Below are 15,806 nucleotides of genomic sequence, written 5' to 3'. Positions count from 1 at the left end.
TTTTTTTGCGGATCGCTTACCAGATGACGGCGGCGAGGGAACGCAGCGCCAGCGCGAGGAGGAAGGCGAGTGCGGCGGTCGCGAAAAGGAGTTTGTGGGAACGGGCGATGTCGGCGGTCTCCACGGGGCGCAGCGGGTCGCCGAGGAACGGTTTGTCCTCGACCTGCCCGCCGTAGCTGGCGGGGCCGGCCAGCTGGACGCGCAGCGCGCCGGCGCAGGCGGCTTCGGCGTGGGCGGAATTGGGACTGGCGTGTCTGAGGCGATCGCGGCGGAAGATCCGCCACGCGTTAGCGGCGTCGAAGCGACACAGTCCGGCGGCGGCGACCATCAGCAGCCCGGCCAGACGGGCGGGGACGAAGTTGACGAGGTCGTCGAGCCGCGCGGCGGCCGTGCCGAACCAGCGGTAACGCTCGTTCTTGTAGCCGATCATCGAGTCCATGGTGTTGACGGCCTTGCAGAAGCAGCCGCCGGGCACGCCGAAAAGTCCGATCCAGAACAGCGGTGCGACCACGCCGTCGGCAGTGTTCTCGGCCACGGTCTCGACGGCGGCTTTGACGACGCCGGTCTCGTCGAGGAGATCGGTGTCGCGCCCGACGATCATCGACAGCCAATGACGCGCGCTCCCCAGGTCGCCGGCTTCCAGCGCCGCGGCGACGGTGCGGCTTTCGTCGCAGAGAGCGCGCGCCGCCAAAAGTTGGTAACAGAAAAAGCTCTCGGCCGCCAGCCCCCCCCAGAACGAGCGGGCGTACAGAAGGCGCAGCAGCAGCGCCGGCAGCGCCGTGCAGACAGCGGTAACGATGAAAACCAGCAGCGCCCCCGCGGCGCGTTCGCCCCGCTTCGCGGGGGGAAACAGCGGGCGCAGGATCGTCTCGCCCCAGGCGATCAATTTGCCCGCGAAAACGACGATGTGCGGAAAACCGTGCGGGTCGCCGCACAGCAGATCGAGCGCGAAACCGAGCGCGAGCGCGGCCGGCGAGGCGAAGCGAGTCATGAGAGGTCGCCGCCTTCGAGGCGCAGGCGCGCGCCGTCCCAGGCGCAGCGCACGACGCCGCAGTTTTTTACGAAGCCGTCGTAAAAGGCGCGCGGCGGCTCGCAGAATTCGCCGAGGACGGCCATGATCGTGCCGCCGTGGGCGACCGCGGCGATCCGGGCGCAGCCGAGCGACTGCGCGACCATGTCCAGGAACCCGTCGCGGCAGCGCCGACGCAGCGACGCCATGTCTTCGCCGCCGGGAATCGCCCCTTCGCCGCGCGAATCGAGCCAGCGGGCGTAAGCCGGTTCGTCGCGCATCAGCTCGTCGTGGCTTCGTCCCTCGAAGCGGCCGAAGTCGATCTCGGCGAACGTTTCGATCACGATCGGCTCGCGGTCCGGAAAAAGGATCGCGGCGGTCTGGCGGCAGCGGAACAGCGGACTGACGAAGACTTTTTCCGCCGCCGGCAGTCCGGCGGCGAAGCGCGCGCGGGCTTGTTCGACGCCGGCTTCGCAGAGCGGCTCGTCGGAGCGTCCGAGATAGAGACGTTTCAGGTTGCTGGCCGTCGCGCCATGGCGGATCAGAAGGATCTGCACAGCGAGAACCTCGCGATCTCCGCGGCCTGCCCCAGCGCCATGCCGGCCAGCATGGCCAGCTCGAGCGTCTGCACGAAGAACCCCGACGTGTCGCCGGTGATGCCGCCGAAGCGCTTCTGCGCCATGGCGTGATAGGCGAACCACGCCGCCACGCCGCCCAGCAGCGCGCCGGTGCCGGCGTACAGGTCGCAGAAGTCCATGGCGACCGCGCAGGCGGCGATCCAGCCCCAGGCGCAGCGCCGCACCAGCAAAGTCTGCGCCGGCTCCTGAAACCGCGCCAGCATGCCGCCGCCGCGGGCGTTTTTGCGGCTGACGACCGACAGCGCGGAAACGGCGCGCGACAGCGTGAAGACCAGGCAAAAAACCCCCGGCAGGCCTGCCGTCTCGCTGACGAGGCCGAGATCGAGCACGAGATAAACGCCGCAGTAAATAATCGCGAACGCGCCGGAGCGCGAGTCCTTCATGATCTCCAGACAGCGCTGCGGCGGCTGGCGCGAGCCGAGCGCGTCCATGGTGTCGCAGAAGCCGTCCATGTGGATGCCGCCGCTGAGCAGCAGCGGGATGGCCACGGCCACGGCGCTGCGCAGCAGCAGATTGAAGCCGGCAAACCAGCACAGCCACAGCCACGCGCCCTGCGCCGCGCCGATCAGCAGGCCGACCGCGGGCAGAAAACAGAACGAACGGCTCAGCGACTTTTCGTCCCATTCGCACTGCGGCACGGGAATCGCCGAATATGTGGACAGCGCGATCCAAAACGGTTTCAACCAATCCATGGACATTCTCCCTTCAGCAGCAGCGGCGTCCCCGCGCGTATTTCGATCACCGCGTCGGCCGCCTCGGCCAGCTGTTCGTTGAGATGGGCCAGCGCCGCCGCGTAATTTTGAGTGGGCTCGTCGCAGCCGTCGCCGCTGACGCCGCCGATCGTCACGGCGATCACCACGGCGACGCGCCCGGCGAGAGAAACGATCTGGCGCAGCGCCTCGTCCTCCGCGCGGGGGTCGTGACGGCCGAACATCTCGTTGGCGAGCAGGTTGGACACGTCTTCGAGCAGCACCAGCGCGTTCTTTCCGGCGGAAATCCCGTCGAGCCCGCGCGGGCACTCCACGGTGACGAATCCCCGCCCGGCGCGCTGGCGGCGATGCTTGTCCACGCGAGCCGCGCCGGCGGCGCCGCAGGGGACCATCGTCGCGGCGTAAATTCTGGGGCCGGGAAAGCGCGAAGCGATCTTTTCGGCAAACCGGCTTTTTCCGCTGTTGCTGGTGCCGATCAGCAAAATCAGCATTCGTCGAGCCTCGTGCGACTTCGGTTGCGAAAATGTTCCACGTGGAACATTTTCATTCTTCGTCCTTCGCGGCGGCCTGTTCGCGCTCCTGCATGGCCGTGACGATCTTCGTGAAGCGCGCGGCGATGTAGCCGTAACTGTCGCGCCGGTGCGGGATCAGACAGTTCGAACAGTCCTTGATGCCGTTTTCGAGATAGCGGAAGTTGCCGCCGCACTCGCGCCCGAGACAGTACAGCGGACAGTAGCAGAACAGGCAGTTGAAGTCCTCCGGAGGAATGCCCCTGTGACACGGGAAGAACTCGCAGTCCTTGTGGCTGAAGAACGAATAATTGCATTCCTCCGGCTTTTTGTTCATGACGTCTTTTCTGCTCACGCGATCCCCTCCTGTGCGGGAAACAAGGGTTGCCACGGAGGAGCGGCGAAGCGGAGAGGGGCGAAAAAACGCTTCGGCCTTCGTAAGTTGCCGGCGGCGATTTTTCTCCGTTTCCTCGTGGCGGATTTCGTTCTCGAAAGTTTTATGACTGCGGCGTGTAGGCTTCCATGCCGATGTCGCTGAAGACGAGGCCGTCGTAGAGCGCCATGGCCATGTCCAGCAGCGGGAACAGGCACAGCGCGCCCGTGCCCTCGCCGAGGCGCATCCCGGCGCGGATCACCGGCTCCAGCCCCAGCTCGCCGAAGACCCTGCGCGCCGCCGGTTCCGCCGACATGTGGCTGGGAATCATGGCGAAGGCGCAGCCGGGGCACAGCCGGCACGCCACGAGCGCGGCGACGGCGCTGATCACGCCGTCGATCACCACGGGCAGGCGCTCCAGCGCGCCGCCGATGAACAGCCCCGCCATGGCGGCGATGTCGAAGCCCCCCAGCTTGCCGAGCACGTCCAGCGCGTCGTCCGCGTCGGGACGGTTGACGGCGATGCCCTTTTCGATCGCCGCGACCTTGCGTTTCAGCCCCTCGTCCGAAAGCCCCGCCCCGCGCCCCGTGATCTCGCGCGGCTCGCAGCCCAGCAGCGCGGCGGCTACGGCGGCGCTGGTCGTGGTGTTGCCGATGCCCATCTCGCCCGTGGCGATCAGGCGATACCCTTTTTCGCGGCACTCGCGCGCCGTTTCGATACCGACGCCGACGGCCTGCAGCGCCTGTCCGCGCGTCATCGCCGGGCCGGAAGTGAAGTCGCGCGTGCCGGCGGCGACGCGGCGGCTGATCAGCCCCGGCGCGTCGGGAGGATTTTTCACGCCCACGTCCACGGGGATCACGTCCACGCGCGCCACGCGCGCCATCAGATTGGCGGAGGAACAGCCCTTCGCCAGGTCGGCGGCGACCAGCGCCGTGATCGACTCGTCCGTCTGCGTCACGCCCTGCGCGATCACGCCGTTGTCGGCGCACATCACCACCAGCGCTCGCTTGCCGATGTCGAAGCGCGCTTCGCCGATGACTCCGGCGATTTGCGCCACCAGATCTTCGAGCGCGCCCAGACTTTTCAGCGGCTTGGCGACCACGCTCCATCTCTCCAGCGAAGCCGTGACCGCCGCCTCGTCGAGGCCGGTCAGGCGCGAGTTGATTTCGTTCAGATCGACGTTCACATGAATTTTCCCCTTTACCGTGCGGAGTTTACCGCGCCCGGCCAGCCGCGCGCTTTTTTCGCCTCTATTCTATCACTCATGCCCCGTTCCCCCAAACGGCGGCCGTTTGACAGCGTCCGCAAACGAGCATAATATAAGCGAAGTCGAATTTTTCATGTGACGGAGATAAATTTTGCGAATCGCAGGTGAACGACATGATCCCTCGAAAAATTCTCGGCGTTTACGGCGGCATGGGCCCGGCGGCCTCGGCCGAATTTCTGCGCCTGCTGGCGGCGATGGCCCCGGCGAAGCGCGACCAGGAGCACCCCGTCGTCTACGTTTACTCCAACGCGCAGACGCCCGACCGCACGGCGGCGTTTTTCGGCCGCGGCGAAAGCCCCGCCGCCGCGCTGCGCCAGGGGCTGGACACGCTGTGCGGCTGGGGCGCCGATCTGCTGGCCGTGCCCTGCAACACGGCGCACATCTTCATCGATCCGTTCCGCGCCCAGCTGCGCGCGCCCCTGATCCACATCGTCGAAGCCACCGTCGCCGACGCGGTCAAAGCCGCGCCCGACGGCTGCTGGATCATCGCCACCGGCGCGACGATGGCCTCGGGCATCTACGAGAAGGAAGCGGCGCGGCGCGGCTACCGCTTCTTCGCCCCCAGCGAAGAGGTCCGCGAGCTGGCGACCAAAGCCATCGTCCACGTCAAAGCCGGCGAGCTGAAAGCCGGCGGCGCGGTCATGGAAGAGATCGCCGCCAGGCTGTGGGCCGTCCGCCGCGCCCCGATCGTCACCGCCTGCACGGAGCTGCCGCTCGCCTACGACGCCAGTCCGTTGCCGCCGGAAATGGGCATTTCCAGCCTGCGCAGCCTGTCGCGCGCCTGCCTCGAGGCGCTTTACGCGAAAGAGTAAGAGGGTAAGGGAGAAGACGAACGGAGATCACGGACCGCGAGGGCGGACGATTGGCCAAAAAACAATCTCCGCCCTCGCGGTTTTCGGCGCCGGATTCGGACTTCCCCGCCTCTGGCGCGTCGCGCTCAGCTTTTCGCGCCGGAAAGTCCGCGCGGTGTGACGCCCTTGGGGATGGGGACGTAGGTCTCGCCCCGCAGGCGCTCTTTCAGCTCGTTTTGGGCCTTTTTGAGCAGCTCGGAGTCGGTCATCAGGTCGTAGCCGGCCGCGGCCATGACCTTGCCGGCCTGGAGCATTCCCTTGTGAGCCATCGGCGACTTGCCGGCGGTCACGACCTGCCAGGAATGGCCGGGCGTGCTGTTGGCCCATGTGCCCATGTAGATCTGCGCCGTGGGCGTCTGCCACGACACGTCGCCCACGTCGGTGGAACCGCCCATGGGAATTCCGGAGGGCACGTAGGGCAGGATGCGGCGCGGCAGCGGATCCTTTTTGGCTTCTTCGAGGGCCTGGCGTCCCGCTTCGCCCGCGCCTCTGACGCGCTTTTCGAGGTCTTCGAAGCGTCCCGGCTCGGGCGTGGTTTCGAAGATCTTGCGCGCGAACTCCGCGTCCGCGGCGTCGAAATCCGGCGCGCCGAAGAACTCGAGATTCTTTTGCAGGCAGCGCTCCATCGTCTCGTTGTTGACGATATTGGCGCAGGATTTGACGAAATCCTTCTCCACCGTCGTGTCGGTCATCAGCGCCGCGCCCTGGGCGATGCGGTCGACGCGTTCGACGATCTCCCGCACCTGGCCGCTCTTGGGGGCGCGCAGCAGATAGAGCACCTCCGCGTAGGGCTGTACGACGTTGGGCGAGACGCCGCCGGCGTCGGTGATGGCGTAGTGCATGCGCGCCTCCTGAATGACGTGCTCGCGCAAAAACTGCACGCCCACGTTCATCAGCTCGACGGCGTCGAGGGCGCTGCGCCCGAGATGGGGCGCGGCGGCCGCGTGGGCGCTGACGCCGCGGAAGCGGTAATAGATCTGCGCGTTGGCCAGCGACGAGGTGCCGGCGGTGAAGGTGCAGTTGGACGGGTGCCAGGTGACGGCGGCGTCCACGTCGGCGAAGGCGCCCTCGCGGACCATGAAGGCCTTGCCGCTGCCGCCCTCTTCGCCGGGACAGCCGTAGTAGCGCACGGTGCCTTTCAGTCCCTGTTCCTGCATGACTTTTTTCAGCGCCGCGGCGGCGGCGATGGAGGCGACGCCGAGCAGGTTGTGCCCGCAGCCGTGCCCGTTGCCGCCGGGGACTTCCGCTTCCCTGCGGTCGAGCCCCGCCTTCTGGCTCAGCCCGGCCAGCGCGTCGAACTCGCCGAGGAAGGCGATCACGGGGTGGCCTTCGCCCCACTCGCCGCAGAACGCCGTTTCCACGCCGCCGACGTTGTTCGCGACGCGGAAGCCCTCTTCTTCAAGCAGGCGGATCTGCGCCGCCATCGAACGGCGCTCGCGAAAAGCCGTCTCCGCGTAGCCCCAGATCTCGTCGGCCGCTTCGGCGTAACGGGCGCCGCGGGCCTCGATGATCTCGCCGATTTTTTTCTTGTCCATGGGACATCGCTCCCTTCGGAAAATGACGCCGCTTCCGCAGGCCCATGCCGGTCGCGGAATGTTCGGGGCTTTTATTATAGCGCCTCTTTTTTCTCCCGCGCAGGAAAACTTTTCGGCTCTCCGCGTTCCGGCCGGGCACGCAGATAAAATGCCGCGAGGTTTTCTGAATTTGCGGTCTATTCTCAATGTTTTTCGACGAAAATCTTGCGGATGCCGTCGAAATTTTCATTAAAAGACAGCATTGAATCGCTCGCTCTCTGTTATATAATTTTACTTAAGCAGCTCTGCTGCGATTTTTATTTATCGTTTTTATTTATCTGAGGAGGGGTTCTCATGGCAGAGAAACGCGGAGTTTCGTTGATTTGGCAGATCACCATCGGCTTTGTCGCCGGCATCCTGTTCGGCAGAATGGCGGCGCCAAACGTGGTAGCGTATGTGGATCCCCTCGGCAAGATCTTCATGGCCCTGCTCAGCATGCTGATCGTGCCGCTGGTCCTGTCGAGTCTCGTCGTCGGCGTGGCGTCGCTGGGCGACCTCAGGTCGCTGGGGCGCATCGGCGTGAAGACGCTCGCCCTTTATCTGGTCACCACGGCCGTCGCCATCGCCATCGGGCTGGTGCTGGCCAACGTCATCCAGCCGGGTGCCGGCATGGACATCGCTCTTGCCAAGGCGACGGAAGCCAAGGCCGCGCCCTCGCTGGGGGAAGTGCTGACGAACATGTTCCCCAGGAACGCCTTCGCCTCCATGGTCAACGCCAACATGTTGCAGATCATCGTTTTCGCGCTGTTCCTCGGCGTTTCCATGACGCTGGCCGGTGAGAAGGGCAAGCCCGCGCTCGATTTCTTCAACTCGCTGGCGGAGACGATGTACAAGATGACCTCCATCGTCATGAAGTTCGCGCCCTACGGAGTCTTCGCGCTGATCGCCGTGACCGTTTCCAAGTACGGGGCGGCGGTGCTGCTGCCTTTCATCAAGGTGATCGCGGCTGTTTACATCGGCTGCATCATTCACGCCGTCGTCGTCTATTCCGGTATGGTCATGGCCTTTGCCCGCAAGAGTCCTCTGTGGTTCTTCAAGGGCATCAAGGAAGCCAGCCTGACGGCGTTCGTCACCCGTTCCAGCTCGGGCACGCTGCCCGTGACGATGGAGTGCTGCCATAACATGGGCGTGCCCGACAAGGTGGCGTCCTTCGTGCTGCCTCTGGGCGCGACGATCAACATGGACGGCACGGCGCTGTATCAGGGCGTCTGCGCGCTGTTCATTGCCCAGGCGTTCGGCATTCCGCTGAGCGTGGGGACGCAGCTGGGCATCATCGTCACCGCCACGCTCGGCTCGATCGGTACGGCCGGCGTCCCCGGCGGCGGTCTGATCATGCTTACCCTCGTCACCACGCAGGCCGGCCTGCCTCTTGAAGGCGTGGCCATGATCGCCGGCATCGACGCGGTCCTCGACATGGTCCGCACGTCGCTGAACATCACCGGCGACGCGGCCGTGGCGACGGTGGTCGCCAAGAGCGAAGGGGCGGAACTGTAATTCTGCGCGGAAAAAGAAATGGCGAAAGTGAACTGACGAAAAAGCGCTCTCCCGCGGCCGACGCCGGGAGAGCGCTTTTTTCGCGGCGCGGCCGCCGCGGGAAGAATCCCGTCCGCCGCTTTGTCGAGGCGCCGAGAGGGCGGCCCTGTCTTGCCGGCGCCGTTTTTCCTCTCTTGGCAACGTATAAAAAAATTCCGCGCGCCCCGATTCTTGCGGCCGGCGGCGGTCTCGGTGATAAAATAACCGTGACTCTTGCGAGGAAAAGCGTTTTTTGAAATCGGGTGAATTTTGTGGAACGTGGAAACAAACAGATTGTCGAGGGCGTGATCTGGAAGCAGCTGCTGATCTTCTTCTTCCCGATCATGCTGGGCACGTTTTTTCAGCAGCTGTACAACACGGTCGACGCGGTGGTGGTCGGGCGCTACGTGGGCAAGGTGGCGCTGGCGGCGGTGGGCGGCCCGACGAGCACGGTGATCGCGCTGCTGGTGGGATTTTTCGCCGGGCTGTCGACGGGCGCCACGGTGGTGATCGCCCAGTTTTACGGCGCCGACGACCCGGAGCGCACGTCGCGCGCGGTGCACACGGCCATGGCTCTGGCGCTGGCGGCCGGCGCGGCGATGACGGTTCTGGGCGTGGCGCTGGCGGAATGGACGCTGGCGAAGATGCAGACGCCGCCTGACGTGATGCCTCACGCGGTGTCGTATCTGCGCATTTACTTTGCGGGCATCGTGCCCTCGCTGCTGTACAACATGGGCTCGGGAATTTTACGCGCCAAGGGTGACTCGAAGCGCCCGTTCTATCTGCTGGCGGGCGGCACGGTCGTCAATCTCGCTGCCGATCTGCTGCTGATCGTGCGCTACGACTGCGGCGTGGACGGCGTGGCCTACGCCACGATCCTCTCGCAGGGGTTCTGCGCCGCGGGCGTGTGGTGGCTGCTGGCGCGCGAATCGGGGCCGTTCCGGCTGGAGCTCCGCAAGCTGCGCTGCGACTGGCTGCTGCTGCAGAACATCATCCGCATCGGTTTGCCGACGGGGATCCAGGCGACGATGTACTCGTTTTCCAACATCATCATTCAGGCGGTCACCAACAAATTCGGCGTGGACGTGGTGGCGGCCTGGGCGACGCTGGGCAAGATCGACGCGCTCTACTGGATGGTGATGTCGGCGTTCGGCATGGCGCTGTCGACGTTTTCGGGGCAGAACTTCGGGGCGCGGCGGTACGACCGCGTGACCCGCAGCATCCGCGTCTGCTCGCTGATGGCTTTCGTCGCCACGGGGATCATCGTGGCGGCGTTCCTGTCGGGCGGGGAGTTCTGGTTCCGCATCTTCACCGACGACGCGCAGGTTATCGGCCAGGGGCTCGTGCTGATGCGGCTGATGGTGCCGTGGTATTTCTCCTACGTGCCGGTGGAGACGATCTCCGGCGGCATCCGCGGCACGGGCGATTCGTTGCTGCCGACGCTGATCATGGCGGTTGGCGTGTGCGCGTTCCGGCTGGCCTGGATGTGGCTGGTGGTGCCTTCGCACTGGGACATCCGCGTCGTGGCCTGGAGTTATCCGATCAGCTGGGCCCAGACGGCGGTATTGTTCGTGCTCTACTATCTTTTCAGCGGCTGGATGAAGCGCAGCATCGCCCGGGCGGGGCACCTCCATGCGGCGGCGTGATATTTTCGAAATCGTGAAAAATTTTCCTCTTGACAGTTTGAAAAATGAGGCTATAATTTCACCCATAACTGAAGAACGATATAAAGGCGTTGAACCGGATCTCCTTGAAGAGCGTGTCGCCGTGCCAGAGAGAAAGCCCCGCAGGCTGGAAGGGCTTTCAGAGCGATTTTTTCAAGGAGCAAGGCCCGGGGAGCCGGAATGGAAAGGCGCGAGCCGGAGTACATTCCCGAACTGACCCTCCGTGACCGGGGTCCAAGCGGGGCGCAGCGAAATGTGTCCAAGCAGGGTGGTACCGCGAGACTGTGACGACTCGTCCCTACAGAACGATGTGGGGGCGAGTTTTTTTAGTCGGGTACGCCGTGTGCGGACGACGCGCTCAAGCAGGGTGGTACCGCGTGCCGTATGCCAAACGGCGCGTCCCTGTGCGTTCGGTTCCGGGCGCACGGCGACGCGCCGTTTTTTTCGCGGGATGAATTTTCAATCGCAGAAAAATTGAAACGCTTTTTTCACGAGAAGGAGTCGGGTACAATGAAGGTAGCAATCGTAGGCGCAACGGGCGAAGTCGGCCGCACGATGGTCCGCGTTCTCGAGGAGCGGGGCGTCCGCCCCGAAACGATCCGCTTTTTCGCCTCGCCCCGCAGCGCCGGAACGGAACTGGAGTTCGCCGGGCGCCGCGTGGCGGTGGAGGAACTGACGCGGGAATGGGTCCCCGCGGGGACGTTCGATTACGTGATCATGTCGGCGGGCTCGGAGCTGTCGAAGCGGTTCGCTCCCGTCGCCGCGTCGCGCGGCGCGGTGGTGATCGACAACAGCTCGTGCTGGCGCATGGATCCCGAAAAGCCGCTGGTGGTGCCGGAGATCAACGGCGACCTGCTCGCGGGCTACCGCGGCATCGTCGCCAATCCCAACTGTTCGACGATCCAGATGGTGCTGGGGCTGTACAAGGCGCACGAGCGCTTCGGCCTGAAAACGGTGGTGGTCAGCACCTATCAGGCCGTCAGCGGCGCGGGGCGGCGCGGCATCGACGAGCTGCTGGCGCAGGAGCGCGGCGGCACGGTCTGCGAAAAGTTCGCGGCGCCGATCCACCGCAACGTGGTGCCGCAGATCGACGCCTTTCTCGACAACGGCTTCACCAAGGAAGAGATGAAGATGGTCGACGAGCCGCGCAAGATCCTGCGCGACGATTCGATCATGTTCTGGCCGACGACGGTGCGCGTGCCGGTGCTGTACGGCCACAGCGAAGCGGTCTTCGCGGAGACGCGCGAGCCCTTCGGCACGGTCGAAAAACTGCTCGAGGTGATGCGCGAACAGGAACACGTCACCGTCAGCGGCGAGCCCGTGATCACGCCCGCGGTCGACGCCGCCGGCACGGACACGACGTTCGTCAGCCGCGTGCGCAGTTTCGACGACACGCATTTTTTGCAGTGGAACGTGGCCGACAACGTGCGCGTGGGCGCGGCGACCAACGCCGTGCGCATCCTGCTCCGCCACGCGGCGCTGAACGGCGTGCGCTGAACGGCCCCCGTGGAAAATGTTCCACGTGGAACATTTTTCGCGTTTCATTTTCCCGCCCTTTGGAGTTGCTGATTTTATCGTCATTCGATTTTCGCGGCGAAAAAAGAATTCGCCTTTCGTCGCGTTTCCGAAAGCGGCGCGCCGCCGTGTTTTTCCGGCATTTTGTTTTTTCTCCGCGCCGCCGTTTCTCCGTGGCCGCTTTTGTTTTATTAAGAAGACTTTCACGCAAAGGAGTGCATTTTCATGTTCAGAGGTACAGGCACCGCGCTGATCACGCCCTTCCGCAACGGAGCCGTCGACTTCGACGCGCTGGGCGAGCTTTTGGACTTTCAGGTGGACAACGGCGTCGACGCGCTGATCGTGCTCGGCACCACGGGCGAGGCGGCGACGCTGACGCCCGCCGAGCGCGACGAAGTGATCTCCTTCGCGCTGCGCGCCGTGGACGGGCGCATCCCCGTCGTCATCGGCACGGGCACCAACAACACGGCTTCCACCGTCGACCTGTCGCGCCGCGCCGAGGAACTGGGCGCCGACGGCGCGCTGGTGGTGACGCCGTTTTACAACAAACCCAATCAGGAGGGGCTGTACCGGCACTTCCGCACCGTGGCCGAGTCCGTGAGGATCCCCGTGATCCTCTACAACGTGCCCGGCCGCACGGGCGTCAATCTGGCGCCGGAAACGGTGCTGCGCCTGGCCCAGATCGAGAACATCGTCGGCGTCAAGGAAGCCAGCGGCAACCAGTACCAGTGCGACAGCCTGATCCGTTCGCTTCAGGTCGCGCGCCCCGACTTCCGCGTCTGGTCGGGCAACGACGATCAGGCGTTCCATCTCGTCTGCGGCGGCGGCGACGGCGTCATCTCCGTGCTGTCCAACGTGCTGCCCGCGCAGACTGCGGCGATGATCGACGCCGCGCTCGGCGGCGACGTGGCGACGGCGCGCCGTCTGCATCTGCGCCTGCTGCCGCTGATGAAGGATCTTTTCAACGAGTCCAACCCGATCCCCGTCAAGTTCGCCGCCGGCGAACTGGGGCTGTGCCGCGACGAACTGCGCCTGCCGCTGGTGTCCGCCGGCGAGAAGACGCGCGAGCTGGTGCGCGCCGACCTGCTCGAGCTGGGCGTGCTGGAGGCCGACTGATGGCGCTCTCCGTTCCCTACGGCGTGATCGGCTCCACCGGGCGCATGGGGCGCGAGATCGCGGCCGCCGCCGGCGGGACTCCCTGTCTCTGCGTCTGGGACGAGGGCGAGACCTGCGCCGCCTCGCCGCGCGTCATTTTCGACTTCTCGTCCGCCGTCGTCCTGCCGCGCACCGTCGAGCTGTGCCGCCGCCACAAAAGCGCGCTGGTCATGGGCACCACGGCGCTGAACGAGGGGCACATGGCCGCGCTGCGCGCCCTCGCCGAAGAAGTTCCGGTCGTGCAGAGCTTCAACTATTCCATCGGCATCGCCGTCATGGCCATGATCCTGCGCGAGTTCGCGCCGCTGCTGGCCGACTGGGACGCCGAGATCGCCGAAGCGCACCACATCCACAAAAAAGACGCCCCCTCCGGCACGGCGCTGATGCTTGGCAAGGCGCTGGGGCGCGACGTGCCGATGCACTCCTTCCGCCTCGGCGGCCTGCCGGGCGACCACGAGGCCCTGTTCGGCAACGAGGGCGAGACGCTGAGCGTCCGCCATCACGCCATCAGCCGCAGCGTTTTCGCCATCGGCGCGGTCAGGGCCGCGCGCTTCGCGCTGGCGAAGGAAAAAGGCCTGTTCACATTCGAAGACGTGGTGCGCGGCTGAGCGCGCTGTTACGGAGGAAATTTCGCGATGGACACAGAAGAAATCATCCGCCTCATCAAGGAGTCGAAAAAACGTACCGTCGCCCGCGCCTTCGTGGCCGGCGAGCTGAAAGACGTCGAATGGGGCGCGCTGCACTTCGTCGGCGGCCCCGGCTTCGGCACCGTCAAGGGCGACCTGCCCGAGATCCTCAAAGTTCTGGAGGCCAACGGCGACCGCATCGACGACTGCGAGGTGGAAGTCTGCGCGCGCAACAGCGCCGTGCCGCTCGCCGACCTGACCCGCTACGAAGCCCGCATCGAACCCGGCGCGGTGATCCGCGACATGGTGGAGATCGGCAAAAACGCCGTGGTGATGATGGGCGCGGTGATCAACATCGGCGCCTCGGTCGGCGAAGGCACGATGATCGACATGAACGCCGTGCTCGGCGGCCGCGCGCAGGTGGGCAAGAACTGCCACATCGGCGCCGGAGCGGTCATCGCCGGCGTGGTCGAGCCCGCCAGCGCTCAGCCCGTCGTCATCGAAGACGGCGTGCTCGTCGGCGCCAATGCCGTCGTGCTCGAAGGCGTCCGCATCGGCTCCGGCTCCGTCGTTGCCGCGGGCGCGGTCGTCACCGAAGACGTTCCCGCCGGCGTCGTCGCGGCCGGCACGCCTGCCCGCGTCGTCAAACGCGTAGATTCCCGCACCGAGGGCAAGACGGCCATCGTCGAAGCCCTGAGGGAGCTTTAGACAATGGCGAATCCCGCGCGGCCGCCCCGCATCGCGGTGCTGAAATACGGCGGTTCGTCCGTGGCCGACGCCGACAGGATCCGCGCCGTCGCCGCCAAAGTCGCCGCGCGCTGCCAGAGCGGCGAGCGGATCGTGGTCGTCGTCTCCGCGATGGGCAAGACCACCAACCGCCTCATCGACCTGGCCGCGGACGTTTCCGGCAACAGCTCCGGCTATAAGCGCGAGATGGACATGCTGATGGCTACGGGCGAGCAGGTCTCGGCCGCGCTGCTGGCCATGGCTCTGCGCGACCTCGGCTGCGACGCCTTGTCCATGAACGCCTATCAGATCGGCATGCTGACCACCGACGCGTACGGCGGCGCGCGCATCCGCGACATCGACGTCGGACGGATCCGCAGGGAACTTGACGCGCGCGGCGTCGTCGTGGCGACGGGCTTTCAGGGCGTCGCCGAGAACGGCGACCTGACCACGCTCGGGCGCGGCGGCAGCGACACGTCCGCCATCGCCGTCGCCGCGGCGCTGCGCTGTCCGTGCGAAATTTACAGCGACGTGGACGGCGTGTACGCCTGCGACCCGCGCATCATCCCCGACGCCAAAAAACTGGAGTACGTCACCTACGAGGAGATGCTCGAAATGGCTTCCTCCGGCGCCAAGGTACTGCACTCGCGCGGCGTCGAGATCGCCGACAAGCAGCAGGTGGAACTTTACTGCGGTTCCACTTTTTCCGACGAAAGAGGCACGAGAATCGTGAAAAACCTTCCCGAATGGCTTGAACATCCCGTCGTCACCGGCGTGGCCGTCGATACCGACCAGATCAAGGTCAACCTGCGCGGCCTGCCCGAGGACGTGCACCTCTACACGCGCGTCTTCAACGAGCTGGCGGTGCGCTGCATCAACCTCGACATGATCACCATCGTCTCCGAGGGCGGCGAGGCGGCCGTCACCTTCTCCGTGATCCGCGGCGACGTGGGCATGGTCCGCCCGGCGCTGGAAGCGGCCCTGCAGGGGCTGAGCGGCTGGTCGATGAACGTGGACGGCGACGTCGCCAAAGTGTCGGCCATCGGCGTCGGCATGCAGGCGGCCTCCGGCGTGGCCGGACGTTTCTTCGGCGCGCTCGAGCGCGCCCGTATCGACGTGCTCGGCGCCACCACCTCGGAGATCAAGATCGCCGTGCTCGTGCCGCGCGCCCAGGCGCAGAGCGCCGCCGACGCGCTGATGACCGAGTTCGACCGCAAGGTCGAAAAGTGATCCGCCTTCGCCCCGCGCCCGCCGCGGGGCTTTTTTGAAACAAAGGCCGCCGCTGCGCGGCGAAAGTCAAAAGCGGAATTTCAGCACGGGCGTTCAACATACCGCGTATTTTTTGTAAAAATTTTCCGAGTGAAATATTCAAGAGTTTTTTTTGGTCTTCTCCATGTCTCCGCGGTAGCTTTTGTTCCCGCGCCATGAGAAAATACGGACGAATATTCAGATCGAACGCGACGAGGTGTGTGACGATGTATAAAAAAGCGCAAACCATCCAGCCCTGGCTGACGGAAGTGCATCAGGCGCTGCACCGCATTCCCGAGCTGGGGCGCGACCTGCCCGAGACGACCGCCTACGTGGCGGAGCGCCTCGACGAGATGAGCGTGCCGCATTGCCCCTGCGCCGGCGGCCTCGTCGCCGAGCTGGCGGGCGAGCCGGGCGCTCCCGTCGTGG

General features: G+C 65.5%; 15 protein-coding genes and 1 pseudogene. 9 read left to right on the top strand and 7 right to left on the bottom strand.

Features of this window, described 5'->3' with window-relative positions; genetic code table 11:
* Positions 1 to 16 precede the first annotated feature (16 nt).
* From cbiB to cobT, 6 genes are all read right to left on the bottom strand, one after another.
* Positions 17 to 991, bottom strand: coding sequence for an adenosylcobinamide-phosphate synthase CbiB (gene cbiB, locus HMPREF7215_RS11515; protein ID WP_009166088.1), 975 nt, complete (start codon positions 989 to 991; stop codon positions 17 to 19).
* The gene (locus HMPREF7215_RS11510) at positions 988 to 1,566 is read right to left on the bottom strand and encodes a histidine phosphatase family protein (protein ID WP_009166087.1); all 579 of its coding nucleotides are present in this window, start codon (positions 1,564 to 1,566) and stop codon (positions 988 to 990) included. Before HMPREF7215_RS11510 ends, cbiB begins: the two co-directional genes overlap by 4 nt.
* Positions 1,551 to 2,339, bottom strand: a complete 789-nt coding sequence (locus tag HMPREF7215_RS11505) for an adenosylcobinamide-GDP ribazoletransferase (RefSeq protein WP_009166086.1) — start codon at positions 2,337 to 2,339, stop codon at positions 1,551 to 1,553. Before HMPREF7215_RS11505 ends, HMPREF7215_RS11510 begins: the two co-directional genes overlap by 16 nt.
* Positions 2,327 to 2,848: a bifunctional adenosylcobinamide kinase/adenosylcobinamide-phosphate guanylyltransferase gene (locus HMPREF7215_RS11500; RefSeq protein WP_009166085.1), complete on the bottom strand. Its 522-nt coding sequence runs from the start codon at positions 2,846 to 2,848 to the stop codon at positions 2,327 to 2,329. The genes HMPREF7215_RS11505 and HMPREF7215_RS11500 overlap by 13 nt, the downstream gene beginning before the upstream one ends.
* Before the next feature lie 52 nt (positions 2,849 to 2,900).
* Complete coding sequence (locus HMPREF7215_RS11495; protein ID WP_009166084.1) at positions 2,901 to 3,221, bottom strand: cysteine-rich small domain-containing protein; 321 nt, start codon at positions 3,219 to 3,221, stop codon at positions 2,901 to 2,903.
* A 142-nt stretch (positions 3,222 to 3,363) separates the two neighbouring features.
* Positions 3,364 to 4,425 carry a nicotinate-nucleotide--dimethylbenzimidazole phosphoribosyltransferase gene (gene cobT, locus HMPREF7215_RS11490; RefSeq protein ID WP_009166083.1) on the bottom strand — a complete coding sequence of 354 codons (1,062 nt, stop codon included), beginning with the start codon at positions 4,423 to 4,425 and terminating at the stop codon, positions 3,364 to 3,366.
* A 194-nt stretch (positions 4,426 to 4,619) separates the two neighbouring features.
* Here cobT and HMPREF7215_RS11485 point away from each other — a divergent pair, with 194 nt between their 5' ends.
* Positions 4,620 to 5,318, top strand: coding sequence for an aspartate/glutamate racemase family protein (locus HMPREF7215_RS11485; protein ID WP_040551186.1), 699 nt, complete (start codon positions 4,620 to 4,622; stop codon positions 5,316 to 5,318).
* A 125-nt stretch (positions 5,319 to 5,443) separates the two neighbouring features.
* Here HMPREF7215_RS11485 and HMPREF7215_RS11480 read toward each other — a convergent pair whose 3' ends face one another.
* A complete protein-coding gene (locus tag HMPREF7215_RS11480) occupies positions 5,444 to 6,892 on the bottom strand; it encodes a M20 family metallopeptidase (RefSeq protein ID WP_009166080.1) in 1,449 nt (482 codons plus the stop codon).
* Positions 6,893 to 7,225: 333 nt separating this feature from the next.
* Here HMPREF7215_RS11480 and HMPREF7215_RS11475 point away from each other — a divergent pair, with 333 nt between their 5' ends.
* From HMPREF7215_RS11475 to HMPREF7215_RS11440, 8 genes and pseudogenes are all read left to right on the top strand, one after another.
* Positions 7,226 to 8,425: a dicarboxylate/amino acid:cation symporter gene (locus tag HMPREF7215_RS11475; RefSeq protein ID WP_009166078.1), complete on the top strand. Its 1,200-nt coding sequence runs from the start codon at positions 7,226 to 7,228 to the stop codon at positions 8,423 to 8,425.
* A gap of 290 nt (positions 8,426 to 8,715) precedes the next feature.
* Positions 8,716 to 10,089, top strand: coding sequence for an MATE family efflux transporter (locus tag HMPREF7215_RS11470; RefSeq protein ID WP_198004613.1), 1,374 nt, complete (start codon positions 8,716 to 8,718; stop codon positions 10,087 to 10,089).
* Between the two features lie 528 nt (positions 10,090 to 10,617).
* On the top strand, positions 10,618 to 11,604 hold the full coding sequence (locus tag HMPREF7215_RS11465; protein ID WP_040551185.1) for an aspartate-semialdehyde dehydrogenase: 987 nt from the start codon (positions 10,618 to 10,620) through the stop codon (positions 11,602 to 11,604).
* A gap of 243 nt (positions 11,605 to 11,847) precedes the next feature.
* Positions 11,848 to 12,738: a 4-hydroxy-tetrahydrodipicolinate synthase gene (gene dapA, locus HMPREF7215_RS11460; RefSeq protein ID WP_009166074.1), complete on the top strand. Its 891-nt coding sequence runs from the start codon at positions 11,848 to 11,850 to the stop codon at positions 12,736 to 12,738.
* Entirely contained in the window at positions 12,738 to 13,385 is a 648-nt protein-coding gene (locus HMPREF7215_RS11455) for a 4-hydroxy-tetrahydrodipicolinate reductase (protein WP_009166073.1), read from the top strand. Before dapA ends, HMPREF7215_RS11455 begins: the two co-directional genes overlap by 1 nt.
* A 27-nt stretch (positions 13,386 to 13,412) precedes the next feature.
* On the top strand, positions 13,413 to 14,111 hold the full coding sequence (gene dapD, locus HMPREF7215_RS11450) for a 2,3,4,5-tetrahydropyridine-2,6-dicarboxylate N-acetyltransferase (RefSeq protein WP_009166072.1): 699 nt from the start codon (positions 13,413 to 13,415) through the stop codon (positions 14,109 to 14,111).
* A gap of 3 nt (positions 14,112 to 14,114) precedes the next feature.
* A complete protein-coding gene (locus HMPREF7215_RS11445) occupies positions 14,115 to 15,359 on the top strand; it encodes an aspartate kinase (protein WP_009166071.1) in 1,245 nt (414 codons plus the stop codon).
* A gap of 245 nt (positions 15,360 to 15,604) precedes the next feature.
* A pseudogene (locus tag HMPREF7215_RS11440) lies at positions 15,605 to 15,806 on the top strand (M20 metallopeptidase family protein); the annotation flags it as partial.

The sequence above is a fragment of the Pyramidobacter piscolens W5455 genome (genome assembly GCF_000177335.1).
In the GTDB taxonomy this organism is placed as follows: domain Bacteria; phylum Synergistota; class Synergistia; order Synergistales; family Dethiosulfovibrionaceae; genus Pyramidobacter; species Pyramidobacter piscolens.
The sequence above is the reverse complement of the archived record's forward strand: the minus strand, read 5'-3'. Positions and strand labels throughout refer to the sequence as shown.

What these genes read in the sequence shown, in the direction of transcription:
- cbiB (WP_009166088.1), bottom strand. Translation starts at nt 991, where the DNA reads ATGACTCGCTTCGCCTCGCCGGCCGCGCTCGCGCTCGGTTTCGCGCTC.
- HMPREF7215_RS11505 (WP_009166086.1), bottom strand. Translation starts at nt 2,339, where the DNA reads ATGGATTGGTTGAAACCGTTTTGGATCGCGCTGTCCACATATTCGGCG.
- HMPREF7215_RS11500 (WP_009166085.1), bottom strand. Translation starts at nt 2,848, where the DNA reads ATGCTGATTTTGCTGATCGGCACCAGCAACAGCGGAAAAAGCCGGTTT.
- HMPREF7215_RS11485 (WP_040551186.1), top strand. Translation starts at nt 4,620, where the DNA reads ATGATCCCTCGAAAAATTCTCGGCGTTTACGGCGGCATGGGCCCGGCG.
- HMPREF7215_RS11480 (WP_009166080.1), bottom strand. Translation starts at nt 6,892, where the DNA reads ATGGACAAGAAAAAAATCGGCGAGATCATCGAGGCCCGCGGCGCCCGT.
- HMPREF7215_RS11475 (WP_009166078.1), top strand. Translation starts at nt 7,226, where the DNA reads ATGGCAGAGAAACGCGGAGTTTCGTTGATTTGGCAGATCACCATCGGC.
- HMPREF7215_RS11465 (WP_040551185.1), top strand. Translation starts at nt 10,618, where the DNA reads ATGAAGGTAGCAATCGTAGGCGCAACGGGCGAAGTCGGCCGCACGATG.
- dapA (WP_009166074.1), top strand. Translation starts at nt 11,848, where the DNA reads ATGTTCAGAGGTACAGGCACCGCGCTGATCACGCCCTTCCGCAACGGA.
- HMPREF7215_RS11455 (WP_009166073.1), top strand. Translation starts at nt 12,738, where the DNA reads ATGGCGCTCTCCGTTCCCTACGGCGTGATCGGCTCCACCGGGCGCATG.
- dapD (WP_009166072.1), top strand. Translation starts at nt 13,413, where the DNA reads ATGGACACAGAAGAAATCATCCGCCTCATCAAGGAGTCGAAAAAACGT.
- HMPREF7215_RS11445 (WP_009166071.1), top strand. Translation starts at nt 14,115, where the DNA reads ATGGCGAATCCCGCGCGGCCGCCCCGCATCGCGGTGCTGAAATACGGC.